This is a genomic window from Acinetobacter sp. YH12239 (assembly GCF_013417635.1).
Lineage (GTDB): Bacteria > Pseudomonadota > Gammaproteobacteria > Pseudomonadales > Moraxellaceae > Acinetobacter.
The window spans coordinates 115307-138114 of sequence record NZ_VPDP01000007.1; the positions used below are offsets into that span (position 1 = coordinate 115307).

The 22808-nt window shown below is 38.9% G+C and carries 20 protein-coding genes and 3 pseudogenes; 11 read left to right on the forward strand and 12 right to left on the reverse strand.

The genetic code is table 11. The features are described from left to right. Window positions 1-17: 17 nt before the first annotated feature. Window positions 18-1079: a serine hydrolase gene (locus tag FTV17_RS08210; protein WP_179998887.1), complete on the reverse strand. Its 1062-nt coding sequence runs from the start codon at window positions 1077-1079 to the stop codon at window positions 18-20. 217 nt (window positions 1080-1296) lie between these two features. On the opposite strand from FTV17_RS08210, the gene FTV17_RS08215 reads away from it, so the two are divergent. From FTV17_RS08215 to FTV17_RS15630, 4 genes and pseudogenes are all read left to right on the forward strand, one after another. Next, window positions 1297-1932, forward strand: a complete 636-nt coding sequence (locus FTV17_RS08215) for a response regulator (protein ID WP_035263902.1) — start codon at window positions 1297-1299, stop codon at window positions 1930-1932. Window positions 1933-1950: 18 nt separating this feature from the next. Beyond that, window positions 1951-3522: a PAS domain-containing sensor histidine kinase gene (locus FTV17_RS08220; RefSeq protein WP_179998888.1), complete on the forward strand. Its 1572-nt coding sequence runs from the start codon at window positions 1951-1953 to the stop codon at window positions 3520-3522. 17 nt (window positions 3523-3539) lie between these two features. Next, a pseudogene (locus tag FTV17_RS08225) lies at window positions 3540-4668 on the forward strand (sigma-54-dependent transcriptional regulator); the annotation flags it as partial. 107 nt (window positions 4669-4775) lie between these two features. After that, window positions 4776-4955 (forward strand): annotated as a pseudogene (locus FTV17_RS15630) (helix-turn-helix domain-containing protein); the annotation flags it as partial. A 28-nt stretch (window positions 4956-4983) separates the two neighbouring features. Here FTV17_RS15630 and FTV17_RS08230 read toward each other — a convergent pair. From FTV17_RS08230 to lptF, 4 genes are all read right to left on the reverse strand, one after another. Next, window positions 4984-6159 (reverse strand): S41 family peptidase, encoded by a 1176-nt coding sequence (locus tag FTV17_RS08230; protein ID WP_257219910.1) that lies wholly within the window; start codon window positions 6157-6159, stop codon window positions 4984-4986. A 20-nt stretch (window positions 6160-6179) separates the two neighbouring features. Then, window positions 6180-7724 carry a 2,3-bisphosphoglycerate-independent phosphoglycerate mutase gene (gpmI, locus tag FTV17_RS08235; protein WP_179998890.1) on the reverse strand — a complete coding sequence of 515 codons (1545 nt, stop codon included), beginning with the start codon at window positions 7722-7724 and terminating at the stop codon, window positions 6180-6182. 123 nt (window positions 7725-7847) lie between these two features. Next, window positions 7848-8918: an LPS export ABC transporter permease LptG gene (gene lptG, locus FTV17_RS08240; RefSeq protein WP_179998891.1), complete on the reverse strand. Its 1071-nt coding sequence runs from the start codon at window positions 8916-8918 to the stop codon at window positions 7848-7850. Then, window positions 8918-10018: an LPS export ABC transporter permease LptF gene (gene lptF / locus FTV17_RS08245; RefSeq protein ID WP_035263893.1), complete on the reverse strand. Its 1101-nt coding sequence runs from the start codon at window positions 10016-10018 to the stop codon at window positions 8918-8920. The genes lptG and lptF overlap by 1 nt, the downstream gene beginning before the upstream one ends. A gap of 143 nt (window positions 10019-10161) precedes the next feature. On the opposite strand from lptF, the gene FTV17_RS08250 reads away from it, so the two are divergent. The 4 genes from FTV17_RS08250 to FTV17_RS08265 all read left to right on the forward strand — a co-directional run bounded on the left by FTV17_RS08250 (window position 10162) and on the right by FTV17_RS08265 (window position 12975). After that, window positions 10162-11601 (forward strand): leucyl aminopeptidase, encoded by a 1440-nt coding sequence (locus FTV17_RS08250; protein WP_179998892.1) that lies wholly within the window; start codon window positions 10162-10164, stop codon window positions 11599-11601. Further along, window positions 11601-12008, forward strand: a complete 408-nt coding sequence (locus tag FTV17_RS08255; protein WP_092767347.1) for a DNA polymerase III subunit chi — start codon at window positions 11601-11603, stop codon at window positions 12006-12008. The genes FTV17_RS08250 and FTV17_RS08255 overlap by 1 nt, the downstream gene beginning before the upstream one ends. A gap of 30 nt (window positions 12009-12038) precedes the next feature. Continuing rightward, the gene (locus FTV17_RS08260; protein ID WP_179998893.1) at window positions 12039-12647 is read left to right on the forward strand and encodes a hypothetical protein; all 609 of its coding nucleotides are present in this window, start codon (window positions 12039-12041) and stop codon (window positions 12645-12647) included. Window positions 12648-12756: 109 nt separating this feature from the next. Continuing rightward, window positions 12757-12975 (forward strand): hypothetical protein, encoded by a 219-nt coding sequence (locus tag FTV17_RS08265; protein ID WP_179998894.1) that lies wholly within the window; start codon window positions 12757-12759, stop codon window positions 12973-12975. A 44-nt stretch (window positions 12976-13019) separates the two neighbouring features. Here the strand turns inward: FTV17_RS08265 and FTV17_RS08270 are convergent, their stop codons facing one another. From FTV17_RS08270 to glnK, 7 genes are all read right to left on the reverse strand, one after another. Further along, window positions 13020-13568 (reverse strand): VTT domain-containing protein, encoded by a 549-nt coding sequence (locus FTV17_RS08270; RefSeq protein WP_179998895.1) that lies wholly within the window; start codon window positions 13566-13568, stop codon window positions 13020-13022. A 111-nt stretch (window positions 13569-13679) separates the two neighbouring features. After that, entirely contained in the window at window positions 13680-14339 is a 660-nt protein-coding gene (locus tag FTV17_RS08275; RefSeq protein WP_092767353.1) for a riboflavin synthase, read from the reverse strand. 28 nt (window positions 14340-14367) lie between these two features. Then, complete coding sequence (locus FTV17_RS08280) at window positions 14368-15660, reverse strand: DNA adenine methylase (protein ID WP_179998896.1); 1293 nt, start codon at window positions 15658-15660, stop codon at window positions 14368-14370. Continuing rightward, complete coding sequence (gene ribD / locus FTV17_RS08285; protein ID WP_179998897.1) at window positions 15657-16754, reverse strand: bifunctional diaminohydroxyphosphoribosylaminopyrimidine deaminase/5-amino-6-(5-phosphoribosylamino)uracil reductase RibD; 1098 nt, start codon at window positions 16752-16754, stop codon at window positions 15657-15659. The genes FTV17_RS08280 and ribD overlap by 4 nt, the downstream gene beginning before the upstream one ends. 31 nt (window positions 16755-16785) lie before the next feature. Then, on the reverse strand, window positions 16786-17250 hold the full coding sequence (gene nrdR / locus FTV17_RS08290; RefSeq protein ID WP_035263879.1) for a transcriptional regulator NrdR: 465 nt from the start codon (window positions 17248-17250) through the stop codon (window positions 16786-16788). A gap of 138 nt (window positions 17251-17388) precedes the next feature. Beyond that, the gene (locus FTV17_RS08295) at window positions 17389-18783 is read right to left on the reverse strand and encodes an ammonium transporter (RefSeq protein ID WP_179998898.1); all 1395 of its coding nucleotides are present in this window, start codon (window positions 18781-18783) and stop codon (window positions 17389-17391) included. A 59-nt stretch (window positions 18784-18842) separates the two neighbouring features. Then, window positions 18843-19181 carry a P-II family nitrogen regulator gene (gene glnK, locus FTV17_RS08300; protein WP_004650081.1) on the reverse strand — a complete coding sequence of 113 codons (339 nt, stop codon included), beginning with the start codon at window positions 19179-19181 and terminating at the stop codon, window positions 18843-18845. 272 nt (window positions 19182-19453) lie between these two features. Between glnK and FTV17_RS08305 the strand changes: the two genes are divergently transcribed. The 3 genes and pseudogenes from FTV17_RS08305 (at window position 19454) to FTV17_RS08315 (ending at window position 22540) form a co-directional block, all read left to right on the forward strand. Then, the gene (locus FTV17_RS08305) at window positions 19454-19681 is read left to right on the forward strand and encodes an accessory factor UbiK family protein (protein WP_035264082.1); all 228 of its coding nucleotides are present in this window, start codon (window positions 19454-19456) and stop codon (window positions 19679-19681) included. 89 nt (window positions 19682-19770) lie between these two features. Next, window positions 19771-20616, forward strand: a pseudogene (locus FTV17_RS08310) (YifB family Mg chelatase-like AAA ATPase); the annotation flags it as partial. 115 nt (window positions 20617-20731) lie between these two features. After that, a complete protein-coding gene (locus tag FTV17_RS08315) occupies window positions 20732-22540 on the forward strand; it encodes a hypothetical protein (RefSeq protein ID WP_046267466.1) in 1809 nt (602 codons plus the stop codon). Window positions 22541-22808 lie beyond the last annotated feature (268 nt).

A 22808-nucleotide genomic window follows, 5' to 3' on the forward strand; every position in this document is an offset into this window, starting at 1 on the left:
GGTTTTTTATTTATGGTCTAGATCGCACGTGGTAACTGACTGGTCCAACGCATTAAGCGAACAGCATCATCATTACGAGCTTGAGTATTGCTTGCTCCTAAAAGCACAACTACAGCTGGACGATTATTCAAAGTCGTATGCATCACCACACAACGCCCAGCCTCATTAATAAATCCCGTCTTTGAAATGTTAATATTCCAGCCACCGTTACGAACGAGAGAGTTCGTGTTGTTCGATTTCAACACACGATAACCGAGGTTAAAGTCATAGGTTGGCGTCGTAGAAAATTGACGAATAAGACCGTACTGTGATGCAGTACTCACCAATATGCCCAAGTCCCGCGCAGAAGCAACATTGCGAGGATCTAGACCTGTAGACTCAGTAAATTTAGATGAATACATCCCTAAGGCACGTGCTTTATTATTCATAGCAGAGACGAAAGCCGCACGACCTCCTGGATATGTTCGAGCCAAAGCCGCAGCTGCAGGATTTTCAGATTTCATTAAAGCGAATAATAAGGCTTCAGCACGATTCATTGTGTCACCTACACGCAATGTCGAGCTTGAGTTTTTACCACCCGCACCTGCAAAATCAATACTTTGCAGCGTAATATTTTCAGACATATTTAATTGTGCATCTGCAATCACTACAGCTGTCATTAACTTTGTAACAGACGCAATCGGTAGAGCAGTATTCGTGTTCTTACTAAATAAGACCTCACCTGTATTTGCATCCATGACCAATGCTGCACGCGCGTTTACTGAAGGTTGGTTGCTATAGCGACTATTATCAAGAATCTGCGTGGTTGGTGATGTTGAAGTCGCAGGGCCTGTAGATTTACGAATTGTTGTTGTAATTGTGGTCGTTGCTTGAGGTGTATACTCTTCTGAAGAGGAAGTAGAAGCCTTGACACTATCATTATTTAAGAATTGGCTTGCATCTTCAGATGACCAACTGATACTCGCTTGCCCCGGTGCAGAATTAGCATGATTAATTAATTCTGCAAAGCTCAATGAGCTCATAGAGAGTAGTACTGATGTAGTCAGTACATGCATTAGCGTTAATTTCTGTTTTTTCACGATAACTTACTCATCTCACGGAGGCATTTTGCATCATTGCTAATCACCTCAAATATGACTTACATTTAGGTACAAACGTGATTAATATTAAACCACGTGATTATGCACAGTATTTTAGTAAAGATTATGAATAGCATTGCTATTTTTGTTAGTCCAATGCAAGCAGTTTTTGCATCATGTAACAAAAAAGTAAGAATAGATTTCAGAGGAGGTGTTTGTGATCACGGTATTAGTGGTAGATGACCATGAGTTAGTTCGTACAGGTATTTGTCGTATGCTTGAAGATCAAGCAGATATTCAAGTCATTGGTCAAGCAGAGTCCGGTGAAGAAGCCATTAGTCTTGTTCGTCAACACCACCCTAATGTCGTCTTGCTCGATGTGAATATGCCTGGTATCGGTGGCGTAGAAACCACTCGACGTTTATTACAAACAGCGCCTGACACCAGAGTTCTCGCCGTCAGTGGTCTAGCGGAAGAACCCTATCCATCACTACTGTTAAAAGCGGGGGCTCGTGGTTATATCACGAAGGGAGCTCCAATCACAGAAATGGTGCGTGCAATCAATAAAGTCATGCAAGGTGGTAAATACTTCAGTGCAGATATTGCTGAACAGCTTGCGAGTTCTTATTTATCTGATACACAAACCTCTCCTTTTGACGCACTTTCTGAACGTGAAATGCAAGTCGCGATGATGGTTGTGAATTGTATTAGTGCCCAAGAAATTTCAGACAAACTCTTTGTTAGCGTAAAAACAGTGAATACCTACCGCTATCGTATATTTGAAAAATTAGGAATCGATAGTGATGTCAAACTGACTCATTTGGCAATTCGTTATGGTTTGATTAAGCCTTAATTTGATCTGAGTATTCCAATGACGTCTGCTGCTTCAATTTCTATTTACCAAACGATCTACCGTCTTGGAACGCTATATTCAAGTTATCGTGTCATTATCGCCCTAAGCTTAACGCTCATATTCCTACTGACTATTGATTCTGAACGTTATTTTTATCAATACGAATCAATCTATTTTTACGCTTTACTCCTTTATGTCGCAAGCAGCATTGTACAAACGATCGTTTTAAAATACTTACCACAAGCCATTTCTAAACAAATTATCACCTTATTTGCAGTTGACCTGCTCTTTCTAAATACCCTTACTTTTGCACTCGGTGGCCCCAATATCGCAATTGGGTTATTGTTTGTTATTTCCGTCTTTGCAGCAAATTTTTTACTCAGTAAAAACCAAGCCTTATTCATCACATTGGTCGCGGTGATTGGGGTCGTATATCAACAGTTTTTTGGTAGTTTGTTCTCCATTGAAAGTCTAAATAATATTGGTGACAGTGCCTTTCTTGCCTTTTTATTTTTTGTGGTTCATGGCATTGGTCAAGTATCAATACAACGGTTTCAAGTACTCGAATCGGTCAATACACATCAAGCTAACGAACTCTTTAAATTACAAAATATTAATCGTTCTATTCTTGAGCAAATCGAAGTTGGTTATCTTGTCTTAGATGATCACTGTAAAATTATCGTCTGCAATCCTGCTGCTTGTTCTCTACTCGGTATTTCGCCACTCTATGCTCATGAACAATATAATCTTGCAAATTTTCAACCAGATCTCTATGAAATTCTAAAAAACACATTGGTTGCTCATGGAGAGCGCTTTCAGTTTGAATCTCATCAATCATCCTATACAGTTGATATTCGTGTTCAAAAACTGGTTACGCCTCAACAAGCGCTCACGCTATTAATTTTGGAAGATGCGCAAAAACTTAATCAGAAAGTTCAACAAATGAAATTAGCTTCTCTTGGTCAATTATCAGCCAGTATTGCACATGAAATACGTAATCCTTTAGCAGCAATCGTACAAGCCAATGAACTTAATGATGATTCGGATGAAGAGCAAAAACGTATGCTCAATCAAATGATTGCTAAGCAAGCAAAACGTATTGATAAAATCATCAAAGACACATTGGATATGGCAAAGAATAAAAAAACTGCCGGTGTACTGATTCATTTTGAGCAGTTTATGCATGATCTTATGCAACAAGATTTAGCAGATATCAGTTCTCATATCCAATTACAGCTTGAAGCCAATATTGAACTTTATTTTGATGAAATCCAACTGCGACAAGTTCTGATTAATTTAATTCGTAATGCTATTCGTCATAATGATCCGACCGCAGAGTACATTTTTGTCAGAAGCAGTTGTTCAGAAAATCAAATTTTTATTGATGTTATCGATTTTGGCAAAGGCATCCAACAACATGATTTATCTCAATTATTTCAACCATTTTTTAGTACTGAAACCAATGGAACTGGTTTAGGATTATATTTATCACAAAGTATTTGTGAAGCTAACCAAGCAAAATTGAGTTATATCGAGCAAGAACAGCAAGGTGCATGTTTTCGTATTACATGCCATAAGACAGACGTTTAGATGGATAAGATCAGGTTATGGTAAAGCAACAACCTTTAGTACTTTTAGTCGATGATGAACCTGATTTATGTATGTTGATGCAAATGACCCTTTCTCGGATGGGCATTAAAACGCATATGGCACATCATTTGAAACAAGCGCTACATTTTCTAAGCGAATATAAATACGATGCGTGTATTAGCGATTTCAATTTACCAGATGGCAATGGCATCGATTTAGTTAAATACGTCACCCAGCACTATCCGAAGACGCCCATCGCGGTACTGACCGCCTATGCCAATATGGAGTTGGCAATCTCCGCTTTAAAAGCAGGCGCTTTCGATTTCGTCAGTAAGCCTATTAATCAACAACATTTGCACCAATTGCTTAATAAAGCATTACATACCCCTGCAGTGGATGATGATCTCAATCAGCTTCCACTTGAGGAACAACTGCTGATTGGTGTCTCAGAACAAACTCAACAGCTTCGTACAGCAATCAAAAAAATTGCTCGATCACAAGCACCCGTCTTTATTACAGGTGAATCAGGGACTGGTAAAGAAATCGTTGCGAATCTTATTCATCAACTCAGTAATCGTCATGATCATGCCTTTGTCGCGATCAATTGTGGTGCGATGAATGAAGACCTGATGGAAAGTGAATTATTTGGTCATATCAAAGGCAGTTTTGCAGGTGCTGACCAAGACAAACAAGGGTTAATTCAAACTGCTGATGGTGGAACATTATTTTTAGATGAAATTGCAGAGCTTTCACTCGCCATGCAAGCTAAATTGCTAAGAGCAGTTCAAGAAAAGAAAATCCGTCCGATTGGCAGTGATAAAGAGCTTGATGTTGATTTTAGGATTGTCAGTGCAAGCCATCAAAATCTTGAGCAATTGGTTCAACAAGGCAAATTTAGACAAGATCTATTTTTTAGAATTCATGTGATGGATTTACGTCTTACCCCACTCCGCGATAGACCCAAAGATATTCCTGTTCTAGCTCAACATTTTATTGATAAAATCAGTAGTGAATGGCGTATTGAAGCCCCTCAACTGTCTCAAGAGGCGATACAATTCCTTAAACAACAACCATTTACAGGGAATGTACGCGAACTTAAAAATATCATCGAGCGTGCACTTACACTTTGCGATGACAAGCTCATAACCGTCGAGCATGTTAAAAGTCCTTCATTAGGTTTAACATCCCCACCTTTAGCACAACAACCAAATAGTCAAATTGAAGCAACTACGGATTTACCTTCTCAAACACCCAAAGGTTTGCCCGAAGAGGGATTAGAACAATACCTTGAGAAAGTAGAAAAAGAAGTTTTAATCAACGCGTTAAACTCAACGCATTGGAACAGAACCCTAGCCGCCAAAAAATTGGGAATGACATTCCGCTCATTACGATATCGTTTAAAAAAATTTGGTTTAGATACTGAAGATGAATAACTTAGCATCACCCCGATATTGATGATATTTAACGGCTTCTTAACAACAAATCGGCTGCGTGTTGGAGGTAATCCTCCTCCTTCATATCCTGCGGCCAAGGATATTCGATATTAGGGGCTATGCCTTGCCCATCAATCTCGACACCATTGGGTGTTAAGTAATGAGATACTGTCATTTGTAGTGCCGCACCATTTTCAAGTGGAAAGAGTTTTTGCACAACACCTTTACCATAACTCTTTTCACCAATGATTATAGCGCGTTGATGATCTTTCATTGCTGCCGTAAATACTTCTGCTGCAGAAGCCGAACGTTGATTAATCAATACTCCGACTTTAAGCCCTGTAAATTCATGTCCAGGTAAAGCTTGGAATTGTTGATCACCTTCTGAACGGCTACGCGTAGATACAATCAAACCCTGATTTAAAAATAAATCTGCCGTTTCCACAGCAGAAGATAATAATCCACCCGGATTATTTCTTAGATCTATTAAAACAGCTTTGAGTTGTTGGCTATGATGCTCATCTATATAACGTTTTATTTCATTCGCAGTATCTTTCTGAAAAACTTTCACCTTTAATAGTAAAACTTGATTACTCAGCATATGTGCTTGTATATCGGCAACATCTAGTTTTTGATTTCTCACTAAAATAATTGGAGATGAGTTCGGTGATCTTTGTAAACTGATGGTTGATCCAATCGAGCCACTGAGCAAGTCTTTGACTTGATCTTGGTTTAGCAATCTAAGCTCTTGTCCATCAATTTTGTAAAGTGTAACGCCGTTGGCCAATCCTAATTTTGCCGAGTCACTATCGGGATCTAAATTTTCGATCTGCCATAAACCGCGTGAGGTATCAAAGCTAAGATCAAAATCGATACTCGCTAAATCCTCCTCGGTATATTTGAGGAGCTGGCGATAATCGTCTGGAGATAAATAGCGAGAATAACGATCTAGCCCACTCACCAAACCTTGGATCGCTTGTAAAAATAACTGATCATCAGTGACTTCAGTGACATAGTTTTCTTTTACCGTACCGTAAATCTGAACAAACTGCTGTATAGATTCAATCGGAACTTCTGAACTGTTTGATGACCAGTCTTCTTCTAAAGGATCAACTGCTGGCCCCTTAGATCCAGCAGCGAAAGCATGAACCCCATTCAAACTTAAAGCTAGACCTAACATGAGTTTGAATAACAATGGATTCATACTGAATTCCTTCTTATTTTTTAAACTAAAGTCACTAAATTGCGACCTTTCATTTCAGCAGGAACAGGCAACTGCATTAAATGTAATAATGTCGGTGCAACGTCTGCAAGCACACCCCCCTCTGCAATTTTTGCTTGAGTTGGACCTACATAAATAAATGGCACATGCTCAGTTGTATGTTGAGTATGAACTTGGCCACTTTCATAGTCCTGCATTTGTTCAACGTTACCGTGATCCGCAGTAATCAACATATGACCTTTCTTCGCCATCACTGCATCATAGACGCGACCTAAGCTGACATCCACTGCTTCTACTGCTTTAACGGCAGCATCGAATACACCTGTATGTCCAACCATATCGCCATTTGCATAGTTCACAACGAGTAAGTCAAATTCACCTGAATTAATTGCATTCACTAACTCATCAGTGACTTCATAAGCACTCATTTCAGGTTTTAAATCATACGTTGCAACATTTGGTGATGGAATCAAAATACGTTTTTCACCTGGATACTCATCTTCACGACCACCACTGAAGAAGAAAGTCACATGGGCATATTTCTCAGTTTCCGCGATACGTAATTGAGTTTTACCTAAATTAGACAGGTATTCACCAATTGAATTGACCAACGGTTCTGGCATATATGCTACTGGCGCATTAATTGTCGCTTGATAGCGCGTTAACATCACGAATTTCGCAAGCTGAGGAACAACTTTACGCTCGAAACCATCGAAGCCTTGTTCAACAAATGCTTTTGTCAATTCGCGAGCACGATCTGCACGGAAATTCATAAAAACAACAGCATCACCATCTTGTACTGCGGCTACATCCCCAATACGTGTTGCTTTCACAAACTCATCTGACTCTTCAGCAGCATACGCTTGTTCGAGACCTTCCACAGCAGACTCGACTACGCGAACAGCCTCACCTTCTGTTAATAAACGATATGCTTGTTCGACACGATCCCAACGATTGTCACGATCCATTGCGAAATAACGACCGATCATCGTTGCGATTCGACCCTGACTTGGATATTGGGCAAATAATGCATCTAATTTCTCTAAAGATGGCTGTGCACTTTTTGGAGGAGTATCACGACCATCTAAGAAAGCATGTAAATAGACTTGAGCACCTCTTTTTAGTGCCAACTCTGCCATAGCAACAATGTGGTCTTCATGAGAGTGAACACCACCTTCAGACAACAATCCAAAAATATGTACTGCTTTTTGATTTTCTTTTGCTTTTTCTACAGCATCAACCAATACTTCATGTTTATAGAAATCACCAGTACGGATATCTTTGGTAATACGAGTGAAATCTTGATACAACACGCGTCCAGCACCAAGATTCATATGACCAACTTCTGAATTCCCCATTTGGCCATCTGGAAGACCAACATCTTCACCTGAACCTGAAATCAGACCATGTGGATGATTCTGTTTCATTGCAGTTAAATTAGGTGTTTTCGCTGCAAGAAAAGCATTATCTTCGACCGCTTCACGATGACCCACACCATCCATAATGACTAAAACGTGAGGGATTTTGCCAGCAGTTGCATCCGTCATGATATACACTCTTTTCTGTTTACAAATTAATCAACGTATCTTAACGAATTTTTCATTAAGACTCTATCTGAACACGATGGCTTTGATTGATCTAGACCATCTATTTTTCAATTTAAAAATTCTCTAGCGCGCTCGATATAGCAAATAGCTACCTACCGCAAAGATAAGCACAATTGGCAGAAAAACAAACCAAGCTGGAGATGGTGAATACACCAAACTCGCGTACCCTAAGAAGTCTTGTAGGTAGTAAAAACCAAGCCCTACAAATAACGCAATTACTAAACGAAATCCCATGGATTGTTGCCGTAAAGGGCCAAAAATAAAAGAGCAAGCAATCAGTACAAGTGCCAACAATGCAAATGGCGAAGCCACTTTTTGCCAGAATGCAAGTAAATACGTTTTAGGAACTTGGCTATATTCATCCATATAGCGCATAAAACTGATCAATTGGCTTGGAGCTAAATCTTCAGGATCAATCGTCACCATATGAACATATTTAGGTTGAAGCGCTAAAGCAACATCCTGCTGAGGAGTTTGAATCAGTCTCGAATAGCCTTCAGGAAAAATATCCATCTGACTGGCTTCAATTAAAGACCATTGTCCATTTTGTACAAATTGACCTTGATCCGCAGTCAAGACTGACTTCAGACGATAATCTTGATCAAAGTCCATCATCTCAACTTGACGTAACTGCCCTTGCGCATTTGCATAGTCAATATAAATAAAACGTTGACCTTCTCTAGTCCAATACCCTTTGACTTCGCCAAGCTCAGCAACAGAACGACGGTCTTTAATACTTTCCGCCCGCTCATTGGTGTAAGGAATAACATATTCACTGAGTAAAAATGAAAGCAATACCAAGAGCATTGCTGAACGCATGACCCAACCCACAATACGCCACAGGCTAATCCCTGAAGCGCGCATAACAATCAGCTCACTATTTGAAGCCATTGAACCCAAACCGAGCACTGCGCCAATCAATGCTGAAATAGGTAAAATTTCATATAAATATTGCGGTGAAGCCCATAGAACATGAATAAGCGCTTGCCAAGCTCCATACCCTTCTTTGAGGCTGCCTAATTCACCCATATAGGTAAAAAGAATTTGAAGGGCTGATAAAATCGCTGTAGCACCCAACATCGCCAGCGCTGTGGTTTTCGTCACATGTTTTGCGACAATTCGACGTGCCAACATTATGATTTCACCTGCTCAATTCGTTTTTTTAACTTAGGCGCTAGTTTTTGTTTACGCGAGAAAATCGCCGCACCTACTGCATAAACAATCAAGATAGCGGGATAAGCCCAAATACCAATCTCATCTTTACTAATTCTGGTTTTAATCGCCATTAATGCCACAATCAAACTGGCAAAAATTAATAGTGCAGGAAATAATTTTAAATATCGTCCTTGGCGTGGAGTAACCTCAGACAATGCCGTTGCTAACATCAATGCCACAATCAATGTAAATGGCACAAATATTCTCCAGCCCAATTCACTGGCTACTACAGGGTCTTCACGAGTTTCAATCAACTTCGAAATTGGTAACGCTTCTACATCACCACTTTCGAATTTCGCCTCTTTATCACTTTCAAGACGCAAACGATATGAAGCAAATTCAGTATGACTATATTTCGGACTATCTTGATAAATTTCGTAACGACGACCTTGAGTTAAATCAACAACACTCGCTGTTTCACCGACCATTTCAACACGTGTCGCTTCTTTCGCTAAAATCATGATGTCAGGTTTTTCAGGCTTATCTGCTCGCTGATAGAAGAAAATTTCTTTTAAGTTTTTACGATCTTCTGAAAGTGCACCAGCATAAATGGTATAAGGACCTGAGGAAATAAACTCTTTTGGACGTACCAAATCAAAGCCTGATCGAACCGCTTGGGTCGTCGTAAGCTTTTCAAATTCACGTATACCCCATGGAGACATCCATACCATTAATACCGTTTGAATGGCCAAATAAATGGCTGTGAGAGGTAACAATAAACGAGCCAATTGATTACGACTAACACCACTGCCATTGAGAACCGCCATTTCATGATCTACATACAGTCGGCCAAACACCAACATGAGACCAATGAAAAAACCTAAAGGTAAGATCAATGTCAAAAATTCTGGAAGACGGTAGCCAATGATGCTAAATAAAATACTTGCATCCATTCGACCCTGAGCTGCCACGCCAAAATACTTGATCAAACGCCCACCCAACATGATGAGTGTAAGCAATGAAATCACAACCACAGAGGTAGATACCACTTGTTTGACGAGGTAACGTCTTATAATCAAAGTAATCTTCCAAAATTAGGTTAAATCGGCTAGCGCTAGTTTACCCGAATGTTAAAAATATAAAACCTCATTGAAATTCTATCATTGGTAGTGTTTCAATGGTTTAATGATTTAAACGGTCTCAATAGGCACACAACAAGCATATGAAACTTTCAATTAATACATCATTAGCACAAATTTCAGAAAGCCAACATTTGGTTATTTTAGTCGACTCTGAAAACACCCATGCAGTTAAAAGCAACTATCAAATCAACAATTTAGACAGCCTAACTGAAGCAGCTCAATTCAAAGCAAGTTTCAATGAGTCTTTATCGTTATTGGGTCAAATTGAAAATCAACCGAATAGCATTTTACTTGGCTTAGGTAATGCACAAGAAATTAAAGCTGCAAAATTAGCAAAAATTGCACAAACTATTATCAAAGCTTCACAAAAAAAATTCAAACAAATCAGTGTTGATATTTCAGCTTTGCCGAATGAATTACACTACTTATTTGCACTTAAACTCACTCAATCTGCTTATGCTTTTGACGAGTTTAAGTCGAAAAAAAATGACTTTATACTCGAACAAGTTCATCTAATTGCATCAAACTCTACGCTAACGTCAAATCAACTCAACTTAATTCAAGCAATTGAAAGCGGTCAAAACGTTGCACGTGATTTAGCAAATCGCCCAGGAAATATTTGTTTTCCTGAATATTTAGCGGATCATGCAATTGCATTGGCAGCAGAATTCCCAGATTTATTGAAAGTAACCGTGCTAGATGAACAGCAAATTGCTGATCTTGGCATGAATGCATTTCTTGCAGTCAGTAAAGGTTCAGATCGCCCTGGACGTATCATTACTCTTGAATATCAAGGTCAACTTGAACAAGCTCCTATCGTCCTTGTGGGTAAAGGGATCACTTTCGATACGGGCGGTATTTCATTAAAACCAGGTTTAGGCATGGATGAAATGAAGTACGATATGGGTGGTGCAGCTTCAGTTTTAGGAACCATGCGCTCACTCTGTGAAGCTCGCCTTCCGATTCATGTTGTAGGTGCAATTGCGGCTGCTGAGAACATGCCATCAGGTCATGCAACTCGTCCAGGTGATATCGTCACCACCATGAGTGGTCAAACTGTTGAAATTCTAAATACAGATGCCGAAGGTCGCTTAGTCCTCTGTGACACGCTGACCTATGTCAAACGCTTTAACCCAGAACTTGTGATTGATATCGCAACATTAACAGGCGCTTGTGTCGTTGCTTTAGGCTCTGTTTTAACAGGTATGTTCACACCAGATGATGAACTGGCAAATGAACTTTCTCAAGCTGGTGAACAATCATTTGACCGTGTATGGCGTATGCCTGTCTATGATGACTACCAAGAGCAGCTTGATTCTCCATTTGCTGATATTGCCAATATTGGTGGTCCAAAAGCTGGTGCTGTCACAGCTGCTTGCTTCTTGCAACGCTTTACGCGTGAATATCGTTGGGCACATTTAGATGTTGCTGGTACAGCTTGGACATCTGGCGCAGCAAAAGGTGCAACTGGTCGCCCAGTTCCATTACTGGTTCAATTTCTCGCAAATCGCGTAAATTAATGTCTAAAATCAGCTTCTACTTATTTGAAAAGAGTCCAGAACGACAGGTCCAAAGTGCCTGTCGTTTATGTCGAAAAATTCTGCGTCACCCTGCAAAAATATGGATTCATTGTCCAGAATTGAGCATTCAAAATGAACTCGATGATTTACTTTGGAGTTTCGATCCGCAGAGTTTTTTGACACATGGCATTGATGATCAATCAGCAGCTATTTGTATTTCGTCTAAGCTCCCTGAAACTCAGGAATGGATCGTGTTTAATTTTCACATTCATGCACTTGAAGATCCTTCACGTTTCAGTCACATTATCGAAATTATTGAAAACAACGAAGCTGCCAAAGAAATTGGACGAGAGAAATATAAAACCTATCGAAAATTAGGTATCTCACCTCAAACACATAAACTTTAGCGCGTTGTCATTGGAAAAAGGAGAATCAAGGTGGCCATTAATGTCGGTCAAGATTTTAAAAAACGTTGGTTGAAAGCGCCAGAAGCGGTTCGCCAAGCTTTTATTGACGACCTTAATCGCATCAGTGATTTACTCGAACCTCAAACTCAACCAGAGCAATGGCTAGACCATGATAATCGTGCCCAGCAAGTGGCTCAATTAAAGGTTGAACAGGCTTATGCGGATGAAAAAGCACGATTAATTGAAGAAGCTCGTATTCGTAAGCAATTGGCTTTAGAAAAATCGTTAGCAGACAAACGTGCACTGCAAGAGGCTTATAATCAAAAGCTTCTACAAGATGAATATCTTAAATTTCAACAACAAACCGATTCGCTCGTACAGTTACGACAAGTGATTGATGCAGAAATCGATGAATATACTGAAAAATACCAAAAAGTGACTACACCCCATCGGGACTTTTCAGGAAACTCTTCTGCGCATTTATCAATTCATCAAGATTTAGATACGATTCGTTTACGTCTCGAGCTTGAAGCTGAAACCATGATTGAAGATGCCGTACAAATTTTTAAATCAAAACTCCAAGCAGCAGCAAAAGAAGAGATCGAACTTATTTTAAAAAATACATCTCTACCCTCTTAGAGGCTCGAACGGTGGATGCTTAGTGTCATCAAAATGAAACATATTTGTCACACCATGAATGTGATTTAAATGCTCTCTGCGATTTGACGGACATGAGGAAAGTATCACCATGGATCTTTTAAACAACATCTCTGAACGAATCACTCATTTGAAATCTGGCGAACATGTCACGATCAGTGCTCAAGAACTATTGATTAGTCGAGCAGATTTTCAATCGGTTTTAGTGTATTTAAAACAGGAGTCAAAAAAAGGCGACTTTTTAATTCAAGATGAAGCTTTGGTAGAGAATTGGTTTGATCGCACATCACTCACCATTAATAAAATTTAAAAGAGCCCACTGAGGGCTTTTTTTAACAGGTTTGAAGTACCAATTTAAGCAAAAAAATCTAAAACGGCTGAGAATATATTTCCCATGCCATACCCCATACCTAGTAAAAGTGCGATCCAAATCCAAGCACCAATAATATTGTAAAACATGAAACTGCTATAGTTCATATATCCAGAGCCAGCAGCGAATGGAGCAAAAGAACGTACAAAAGGGATAAAGCGCGCCATTAAAATGGTCTTACCACCATGTTTTTCGAAATAAGCATTGGTTTTGGCAATATACTCGGGTTTTAACCAACGTGAGTGCTCGCTAAAATATTTAATACCAAGCCATCGCCCTGTATAGAAATTGAGAATATAACCAAGGACGGAGGCGATAAATAATAACAATCCCATATAGTGCAAATGAATCAACTCAGTGGTCGAACATAAAGCACCGATGGCGATGAGCAAACTGTCCCCAGGTAAAAAAAACATGAAAACGGAACCATTTTCCGCAAATATCACTAAAAATAAAATTGCGTAAATCCATACGCCATATTGCTCTAATAAACTAGGTAAAAGCTGCTCTAAATGCAGTAAAAAATCAATCATTCTGAAGTTCTCTGAGCATGTTGCTTTCTCCTTTAGATAGATTGTATACCTAATTTATTTAAACAAAAAAACAGCCTAAAAATTTAGGCTGTTTTCTATTTTAATCATTTTTTAACGTAAAAAACCATTCTGTGCTAAAAATTCCATGCTTAATTTAGACTCAGGTTTATGCTCAGCAGCCTTATCCCCAAGCAATAAACGTTCAATATATCGTGCAAGTACATCGACTTCTAAGTTTACTTTTGTCCCGACTTTCCACGTACTAATATTGGTCCGCTCTGCAGTATGAGGAATAAGATTTAAGCTCAACACATTACCACGTAGATGATTGATTGTAAGACTAATTCCATCAACTGTGATAGAACCTTTCTCCGCTAAATATTTTGCAATTTCAGGCGGGGCCGTTACCTCAAAATAGAGTGAACGTGCATCTTGACGTTGCACTGTAATTTCACCAACAACATCCACATGTCCACTGACAATATGACCACCAAAGCGAGTTGTCGGCAACATCGCTTTTTCTACATTGACAGTTTGCCCAACTTTCCAACTCGATAAGGTTGTACGATGAATACTTTCAAGTGACACGTCTGCTTCGTACCATTGATTGCCCCATGCAATAACAGTTAAGCAGATGCCATTGGTTGCAATAGAATCACCCAAGTGAACATCAGACATATCAAGATCAGTCTGTATACGCAAGCGGATATCACCACCTACATTTTGTAAACTTTCGACTTTCCCTAAACTTTCAACAATGCCTGTAAACATAATGGGTACTCTTAAATTTGTTCTATTTTTACCATAAATCTAATTGTTCAGCGACGCCTGTAGTGTCAACACCACCCAATTCAGCATAGTGGTGTAACTGACCAAGTAACTGTCGAATTGGCGGTCCTGATTTTGCGTGCGTGTCTGTAATCACGATAAACTCAAGAACGCGCGCACGCTCAGACTGACGCTGCTTACTCACACGATATCTTGGAACATCTTGAGTCAAAATGATGACTCGTCCACGCTCTAAATTCGCTTTAAGTAAATCACCAGCCTCAATATTTCCATCTGTTGAATAGCTGGTCAAAATATAGCGTGCATTAATGGTTTGCAAAAGCTTTTCATACGCTTCTTTGGCATGTTTAGAAGAATTGTATGGGCTTGGTCGTTCTTTACGCCAAGCACGGTCGATTCCGCTCTTGAAACCCTTAGTATCTGGACTTGGTAAATCTACCTGATCCCATAAAGTCAAAGCATTCAATACATGATAGTTGCTACTATACGCATGCTGATTATAGGGTGGATCCAAATATGCCACATCGACTTCGAAACCGCTCATTTGATTTGCTAAATGTTGAGCATCCACACACCACATTTCAGCCGCTGGGCCTGTAAGATTTGAATTTTCACAAAAACGACTTGGGGTCAGCCATAGTAATGATTCAATTCGCTCTAAAGCCGTCTGAGTTTTACCGCCCCAGCCGTGATGGAAACTCTTAAATACGCCTGACGTATTACTCACAAAACTTGCTGAATACAATAAAGGTGCAAGTAAAGCGCTCATTTCCACATCATCAATTGCACCTTGAGCTTGCCAAGTTGCAATTTGTTGGCGAATTGCATCAATGCGCATGCCATTTCGGCGTTTGAAGAATAAACGGTCTCTTGAAGGATCATAGATTTCATCATTACGAGGGCAGAGATTGTGTGTCACCCATCCTTTGACCTCAGGCAAGCGATTAAGATAATCAATTGCTTTCTGATATCCGCCTAATTCTTTAAAAGCAGGAGCTTCAGTACATGACAATATGGCATGATTAAGTGCGTGGCTGTAAGGCTCCCAATCGTTCGCTATTACTCGGTAGCCATTTTGACGAGCCAAACGAGAAACCACACCGCTTCCAGCAAAAAAGTCCGCAAAGATAGGCGCTCGACCTGAACTCGTATTCAAAGTTCCAGTGCTTTCTAATGCCTCAAGAATCAAATGTAATAAACGACGCTTGTTGCCTAAATAAGGCACAAGTTGATTAAACAAATATTCATCTGTCGTACGTGCTGCATGGCGACGTTTATGATAAACCGTTGACTCTGTACTCATAGCGACTCTTGATCAGGGATTAATTTTAAACGGATGTCATCACCTAACTGAGTTACATCTTGAAGTTTAAAACGGAGTTGTTCTGTCATTTGTTTAAATTCAGCATTAAACATTGGACGAGCTGATTGACCTAATAGTGTAGGCGCAATATAACTAATCAATTCATCTACCAAATTTTCCTGCAAAAATGCAGTAGATAGGGTTGCACCAGCTTCCACCATCACATCATAGATTTGAAAATCTTTTAAGACTTTTAGCAATTCAACTAAGGGCTGAACTTCGAGTTGAATCACGCCAAGTTGTGCAAGCTCTGCTCGAAATGGCCCCATGACCATGACAGTATCAGGATTCTCTAACACTTTAGCATCTAAAGGTAAGCGACCTTGACGATCTAAAATCACACGTTTAGGCTGCACAACTCGCTCTAATTCAATATTCGGTAAAGCTCGAACATTCAACTGACAATCATCAGCCAACACCGTTTCAATACCCGTGATCACTGCACCAGAAATTGCACGCCAATGTTGAACATCCTGACGTGCCAATTCACCTGTAATCCACTTCGACTCCCCTGAAGCCATTGCTGTACGACCATCGAGACTCGACGCGACCTTTAAACGTACATAAGGTAATCCCTTAGACATGGCTTTAAAGAAGCCTAAGTTCAAAGGACGCGCTTCCAACTCACAGATCCCGACTTCAACGTCTATACCTGCTTGTTGTAGGATAGCCACACCTTTACCAGCAACCAATGGATTAGGGTCTGAACAAGCCACTATCACTTTTGCAATGCCCGCTTCTACTAAGCCTTTCGCGCAAGGAGGAGTTCGACCATAATGCGCACAAGGCTCTAGTGTGACATACGCCGTTGCACCCTGTGCTTGCTCCCCTGCTTGACGAAGTGCAAACACTTCGGCATGTGGTTGCCCAGCTTGGGGGTGAAAACCTTCACCAATGATCTGTCCGTCTTTGACAATGACACAACCTACATTAGGATTTGGTTTTGTCGAATATTGACCTTGCTTCGCCAATGCTATTGCACGACGCATCCACATTTGATCTTGATCGATCTGTTGTTGCGAGAACTCAGACATTCATAACCTTGAAGTTGAATTTGGGGCGAGATTAATGTTCTTGATCTCGGTGTTGCATTTGTTCGATTTGACGGCGAAACGCTTCTACATCTTGGAAATCTTGATATACAGAAGCAAAACGTACGTATGCGACATGATCGAGTGCAAATAAAGCCTTCATTACAATTTCGCCTATAGTACGCGAACGCACATCACGTTCACCTAGTCGACGAATTTGAAGTTGAATATCACTGACCACCGTTTCAATTTGTTCTTGTGTCACGGGACGTTTTTGTAAAGCATGCATGAGTGAACGACGAAGTTTCGCTTCATCATAAGGTTCATTTTTACCATCAGACTTGGTGACCCGAGGCATCACCACTTCAAAACTTTCAAAAGTTGTAAAACGCTCATTACAACTAATACATTCACGACGACGGCGAATTTGGCAGCCTTCAGCAGCTAAACGTGAATCAATCACCTTACTATCAGCGGCGTTGCAAAATGGACAATGCATAGCAGTTTAATTGAACAAATTCTATTTGCACCAAGTGTAGCAAAAAAATCTGCTCATGTTGAGCTTTCATCAATATATAGAAAAAAAACAGCCCCAAAGGGCTGTTTCACACTATATATTGATTGTTGTGTTTAATCGTTATTCAACACGCTCACCATGTTGACTTAAATCCAGACCCATACGCTCATCGTCTGACTCAACACGAATACCGATGATTAAATCAATAACTTTTAAGATGATGAATGTCAGGATTGCTGAATAAGCGATTGTTGCAAGAACACCTTCAACTTGTACCCATAATTGGCTTAATACGTTTGTAGGTGCTGCATCGCCCATGATGAACTCGCTTGCAAAGAATGCGGTTAGAATTGCACCGACGATACCACCAACACCGTGAAGTCCAAAGGCATCTAATGAGTCATCCGCTTTCAATGCACGTTTCAATGCTGTAATACCCCAAAAGCATACAACACCACCAATTAAGCCCATCGCTAAAGCACCACCTACTGTCACGAATCCAGCAGCTGGCGTAATCACAACCAGACCAGCTACCGCACCTGATGCCGCACCCAACACTGAAGCTTTGCCACGAACGACTTTTTCAGTGATTAACCATGAAATGGCAGCAGCGGCAGCAGCAACTTGAGTAACAACCAATGCATAACCTGCTGAACCATTTGCACCTAATGCAGAACCACCATTGAAACCAAACCAGCCGACCCAAATTAAGCTCGCACCAATGACAGTCAATGTGAGGTTATGTGGCGCCATTGATTCTTTGCCTAGCCCTATACGCTTACCAAGCATATACGCCGCAACTAAACCAGCAACACCTGAGTTAATATGAACAACTGTACCACCTGCAAAATCAAGTGCACCATCGTTACCTAACCAACCACCACCCCATACCCAGTGTGTAATAGGAGCATAGACAACCACCACCCAAATTGCGATAAACGCAACAAAAGCACTAAATTTCATACGCTCTGCAATAGAACCACTGATAATGGCAACGGTAATGATTGCAAATGTCATTTGGAAGATGACAAATAAAATTTCTGGAATTGTTCCACTCAATGCTTCTGTAGTGATACCAGACAACATAAATTTATCTAGACTTCCAATAAAGGCATTACCTTCACCAAAAGCAAGTGTGTAGCCAACCACCACCCAAGCGATACTGACCACTGCAGCAGCGACAAAGCTGTGTGCCATGGTACTTAAGACATTTTTTTTACGTACCATACCGCCGTAGAACAGCGCTAAACCAGGAATGGTCATGAGTAAAACGAGTGCAGTTGAAACTAAAATCCAGGCAGTGTCACCCGTATCAAGAACTGCCGCTTCTTCAGCAGGAGCTTCTTCTGGAGCTGCTGGTAATGTTTCAACCAAATTAGAATCTGTAGATGAAGCCTCAGTTTCAACAACTGCAACTTCAGTAGAAGTTGGTTCTGACACGGCTTCTTCAGCCCATGCGACAGAACCACCTAAGAGTGCGCCAGACAAGCTCAGCGCCATTAGCATTTTTTTCATTCGTATCCCCCAACCTAGTTTTTGTGAGTTATTCGCTACTCAGCAAACTTCATGCCAAATTAAACTGCGTCAGCACCAGTCTCACCAGTACGGATACGGATAACTTGTTCTAGATTCGTCACGAAAATTTTTCCGTCACCAATTTTGCCAGTACTAGCTACACGTGTAATTGATTCAATCACTGAATCAACCATTTCGTCACTGATTGCGATTTCAATTTTTACTTTAGGTAAAAAATCAACCACATATTCAGCACCACGATAAAGTTCAGTATGACCTTTTTGACGACCAAAACCTTTTACTTCAGTTACGGTGATCCCTTGAACGCCAATTTCAGAGAGTGCTTCACGCACGTCATCTAATTTGAATGGTTTTACAATTGCTGTTACGAGTTTCATGTTGTTTTCCTTCGGCTTTTTTCACCAGTAAGGTTTTATGTTCAAATTTCATGCCAAACTTCATAATGGTTGGGGATATTAATCAGCCAGCATGAACTTATTTATAACCTATTTTATACGCCTACACGGTCTTATGTTCTAAAAATATTGGGAATTTTGATGGATTTTTTTTATGTTCTTATTGGTTTAACCTATGAAATGTAGTTAACACTAGGGTCAATCCAAAACGGATGTTAAACTTCAATGTTGATGACTTATTATTCGGAAGAACTATGATTGAAACTTTATTACAGGCAATCTTAGAACAGGTTGACCAACCCAAAAAAGATTTAGAAAAAAATGTGAGAGCGTTGTTAAACGAAGCGATTAGTAAAATGGATTTGGTTTCTAAAGAAGAAATCGAACGTCAGAAAACTGCACTAAACAATGCCAATTCCCGTTTAACAGAACTTCAAACGCAATTAAAATCACTAGAAAGCTTAATTTCCGATCAAAAATAAGCAAAATTGCACCAATACAGTGCTTAAACACAAAGTTGGTGATTAAAAATAAAGCAATTCTAAAAATAATATAATAATGGTTCAGTTTTATGTCATTTGCCAAAATTTATACCCGAGGTCTTCTTGGTTTACATGCACCACTGATTGAAGTCGAGGTTCATGTCAGCCAAGGATTACCTTCACTCACCATTGTAGGTCTTCCAGAAGCTGCTGTTCGAGAAAGCAAGGATCGTGTCCGTTCTGCAATCATTAATAGCGGTTTTCAATTTCCAACCAAACGGCTGACGATCAATCTAGCCCCAGCTGATTTACCCAAAGATAGTTCAAGGCTTGATTTACCTATTGCTTTGGGGATTTTAATCGCTTCTGGGCAACTACATGATCAAAATATTGACCGTTTTGAATTTATAGGTGAATTGGCACTCGATGGTCTGTTAAGACCTGTAACTGGAACTTTGACTATCGCAATGGCATGTCAAACCGCAGGTCATGAGTTAATGATTCCTGTGAATAATTTGGATGATGCAGCCCTTCTTCCCAATTTTGAGGTGTATACAGCCAAGTCATTAAAAGATGTTTGCCAACACTTTGATCAATCGAGTCCAATTCAACCCATATTAGCGAATAAAACGATCCAACCTCAAATAAATCGATTTGATCTCGCTGATGTCAAAGGTCAATTACGTCCAAGACGCGCCTTAGAAATTGCAGCAGCTGGTGGACATTCTATTTTATTTAAAGGCCCGCCAGGCACTGGTAAAACACTGCTTGCCTCAAGATTGTCTGGCATCTTGCCCCCATTAACCAATCAAGAACACTTAGAGGTCGCAAGTGTTTACTCCATTGCAAATACACCTTATCAATTTGGTCATCGCCCCTTTAGAGCGCCACATCATACGGCATCCGCTGTGGCCTTGGTTGGTGGTGGATGTCACTTACAAAAATAAAAGCTAGTTTACAAAAATAGAAGCTAGTCAAATATATAAAAATAGACTATTAATAACTCATAATTTCTTTTTTATAATAACCTTTATTAGAGTATATTCTGATATGACCTCTATTGACTCATTTCCTGATGATGAAATCGAACGAGTTGTCTACCTATATAGTTGTTTAAAGTTAAATTCGAGTTCTGAATCTGACAATATATTAATTGAAGTTCTACTTGTTGAGCTTGATGCGGCAAACCCTAATCGTTTAAATGTATCTGAAAATTCTTACAACAAATATGATGTCACTTTTCGAGATTTGGATACAGTACAAATTGGCACAATATGGAAAGGCCAAACACGAATAGAGGGAAGAAAATTCTCTTTTAATAACTGTCTGAGAACAGTTAATTTTGAGTTTGATTTTTCCATTAACGAACCAAAGATCATTAGATTTGATGCTAAGATTCCTGATTCAGACGAATACTACTTATATAATGAAAAAATATTCATTCCTAAAAATGAATACAGTGCAAATGTGCCTTTTAGATATTACCCATTTTTAATGAGTAAATATTGTATTTTAAAATCAAATGATAATATCGAAGTACTTACAAGTTGTATTCATTCACTCCATGCTTTTTATATCCCTGCAAGAAAGGACATTAGAGGCCATATCATCAATGAAAATTACAGTATTTCACATATAGTTGATTTATTTTTAGAAAAATATGAAATTCAAAATGTTGAAAATGTTGAAAATGTTGAAAAAATATCTGTTGTACTGAAAAAAAATATGGTTAAAACCATAGGAAAAGAAGCGATCACATTTTTGGCAAATCTAGCACTAAACAAAAACACCCAAGAAAAAGTGCTAAATATACGAAATTCGTTAAATGACATAAAACTCGATAAAACTGGAAAGCCATATCCATCTAGATTTCCTAGTGTAATTCCTCCGCATTCAACAACAATGAGCTTAACTGCCGAAGGTATTTGGCTTGAAAATGGAAAACGATTTTTAATTACACACGTATCTAAAGTTTCTCCTATTGCTGATTTTCCTATAGTAGCTTATGCACCTGTAACAGAATCAGAGGAACAGATAGAAACCATTGATAAAGATAAAGTTCATAGACAAGGTCGAAACAAAAAAAAACGCAATAACACTCGTATCAACACCCAAGAAGACCCATCTCACAACAGAGGTGAAAATAAAAAACAGACTGATATTTCAGTAGATTTTACTGACTTCGATATTGAGATTATTGAAGAAGTAATTGAAACTGAATCAAATATACAATATATTGAAAGTAAAGAAAAAAATGAAAATAAAGATGAAGAATCATCAGGCAACCGTTATGGCAATAGAAAGAATAAACCTACAAAATCTGAAAATTCAGAAAAAAAACCGAATAAACTAGATGTAGATGATCTTGCTCTTATATTTAGTAGTTTAAAAAACATTGAAGCTAAAAAAGATTCTACTAAATTAACTAAAGTATCTTGCATTGATCAAAGTGGAAATCTTTCAGACACCTTTTCACTTTTACAGATAAAGCCCATCGTTAAATTCCCTATTCATAATACTTGGATTAACGATGACGTTGGAAGATTACTTTTGTTTTTAAAGTTAGAGTTAGCCGAATTTCATGATCATCTTTACCTTATTGATATTAAGAAAAATAACAAAAATAATGAAGCATTTTGTTTTTTTCTATTTATTACCAAAGAGATGCTTAATGAAAAAAATATAACCATGATTTGTGAAGCAATTGAGGGGAAAAAAGGAACAAAAAAATGGTTCGATATTTGCAAGACTAACTTCAATCAAAAAAGAGCCATGAAGCACATGCATACTGACCAAGCTGATTGGGTTGCAAGTTTTAATAAAATTTTCAAAATATTAATAAAAAAGAAAAAATTATAAATAGAGAATTAAATTTACTAAAATATGCTTCGTATTTATTGAAGAATTACGAAGCAGCTTGTTTTAAAACTTCTACTTCAAAATGATCCATTAGCTTCTTTATTACTTCTTTTTAAATAGATAACTCATATAAAGAATAGTATGAAATATATCTAAAACTTCCAACAGGTTTCTCAATCAACCAATATTAATAAAGTTATTATAAAACAATAATTTAGCTTAACAAAATCAAGTGTTTATTATTAATAATAGTTTCAGCCAAATTAAA

What these genes read in the sequence shown, in the direction of transcription:
- FTV17_RS08220 (WP_179998888.1), top strand. Translation starts at nt 1,951, where the DNA reads ATGACGTCTGCTGCTTCAATTTCTATTTACCAAACGATCTACCGTCTT.
- FTV17_RS08230 (WP_257219910.1), bottom strand. Translation starts at nt 6,159, where the DNA reads ATGAATCCATTGTTATTCAAACTCATGTTAGGTCTAGCTTTAAGTTTG.
- gpmI (WP_179998890.1), bottom strand. Translation starts at nt 7,724, where the DNA reads ATGACGGATGCAACTGCTGGCAAAATCCCTCACGTTTTAGTCATTATG.
- lptG (WP_179998891.1), bottom strand. Translation starts at nt 8,918, where the DNA reads ATGTTGGCACGTCGAATTGTCGCAAAACATGTGACGAAAACCACAGCG.
- FTV17_RS08250 (WP_179998892.1), top strand. Translation starts at nt 10,162, where the DNA reads ATGAAACTTTCAATTAATACATCATTAGCACAAATTTCAGAAAGCCAA.
- FTV17_RS08255 (WP_092767347.1), top strand. Translation starts at nt 11,601, where the DNA reads ATGTCTAAAATCAGCTTCTACTTATTTGAAAAGAGTCCAGAACGACAG.
- FTV17_RS08265 (WP_179998894.1), top strand. Translation starts at nt 12,757, where the DNA reads ATGGATCTTTTAAACAACATCTCTGAACGAATCACTCATTTGAAATCT.
- FTV17_RS08270 (WP_179998895.1), bottom strand. Translation starts at nt 13,568, where the DNA reads ATGATTGATTTTTTACTGCATTTAGAGCAGCTTTTACCTAGTTTATTA.
- FTV17_RS08275 (WP_092767353.1), bottom strand. Translation starts at nt 14,339, where the DNA reads ATGTTTACAGGCATTGTTGAAAGTTTAGGGAAAGTCGAAAGTTTACAA.
- FTV17_RS08280 (WP_179998896.1), bottom strand. Translation starts at nt 15,660, where the DNA reads ATGAGTACAGAGTCAACGGTTTATCATAAACGTCGCCATGCAGCACGT.
- ribD (WP_179998897.1), bottom strand. Translation starts at nt 16,754, where the DNA reads ATGTCTGAGTTCTCGCAACAACAGATCGATCAAGATCAAATGTGGATG.
- nrdR (WP_035263879.1), bottom strand. Translation starts at nt 17,250, where the DNA reads ATGCATTGTCCATTTTGCAACGCCGCTGATAGTAAGGTGATTGATTCA.
- FTV17_RS08295 (WP_179998898.1), bottom strand. Translation starts at nt 18,783, where the DNA reads ATGAAAAAAATGCTAATGGCGCTGAGCTTGTCTGGCGCACTCTTAGGT.
- glnK (WP_004650081.1), bottom strand. Translation starts at nt 19,181, where the DNA reads ATGAAACTCGTAACAGCAATTGTAAAACCATTCAAATTAGATGACGTG.
- FTV17_RS08305 (WP_035264082.1), top strand. Translation starts at nt 19,454, where the DNA reads ATGATTGAAACTTTATTACAGGCAATCTTAGAACAGGTTGACCAACCC.
- FTV17_RS08315 (WP_046267466.1), top strand. Translation starts at nt 20,732, where the DNA reads ATGACCTCTATTGACTCATTTCCTGATGATGAAATCGAACGAGTTGTC.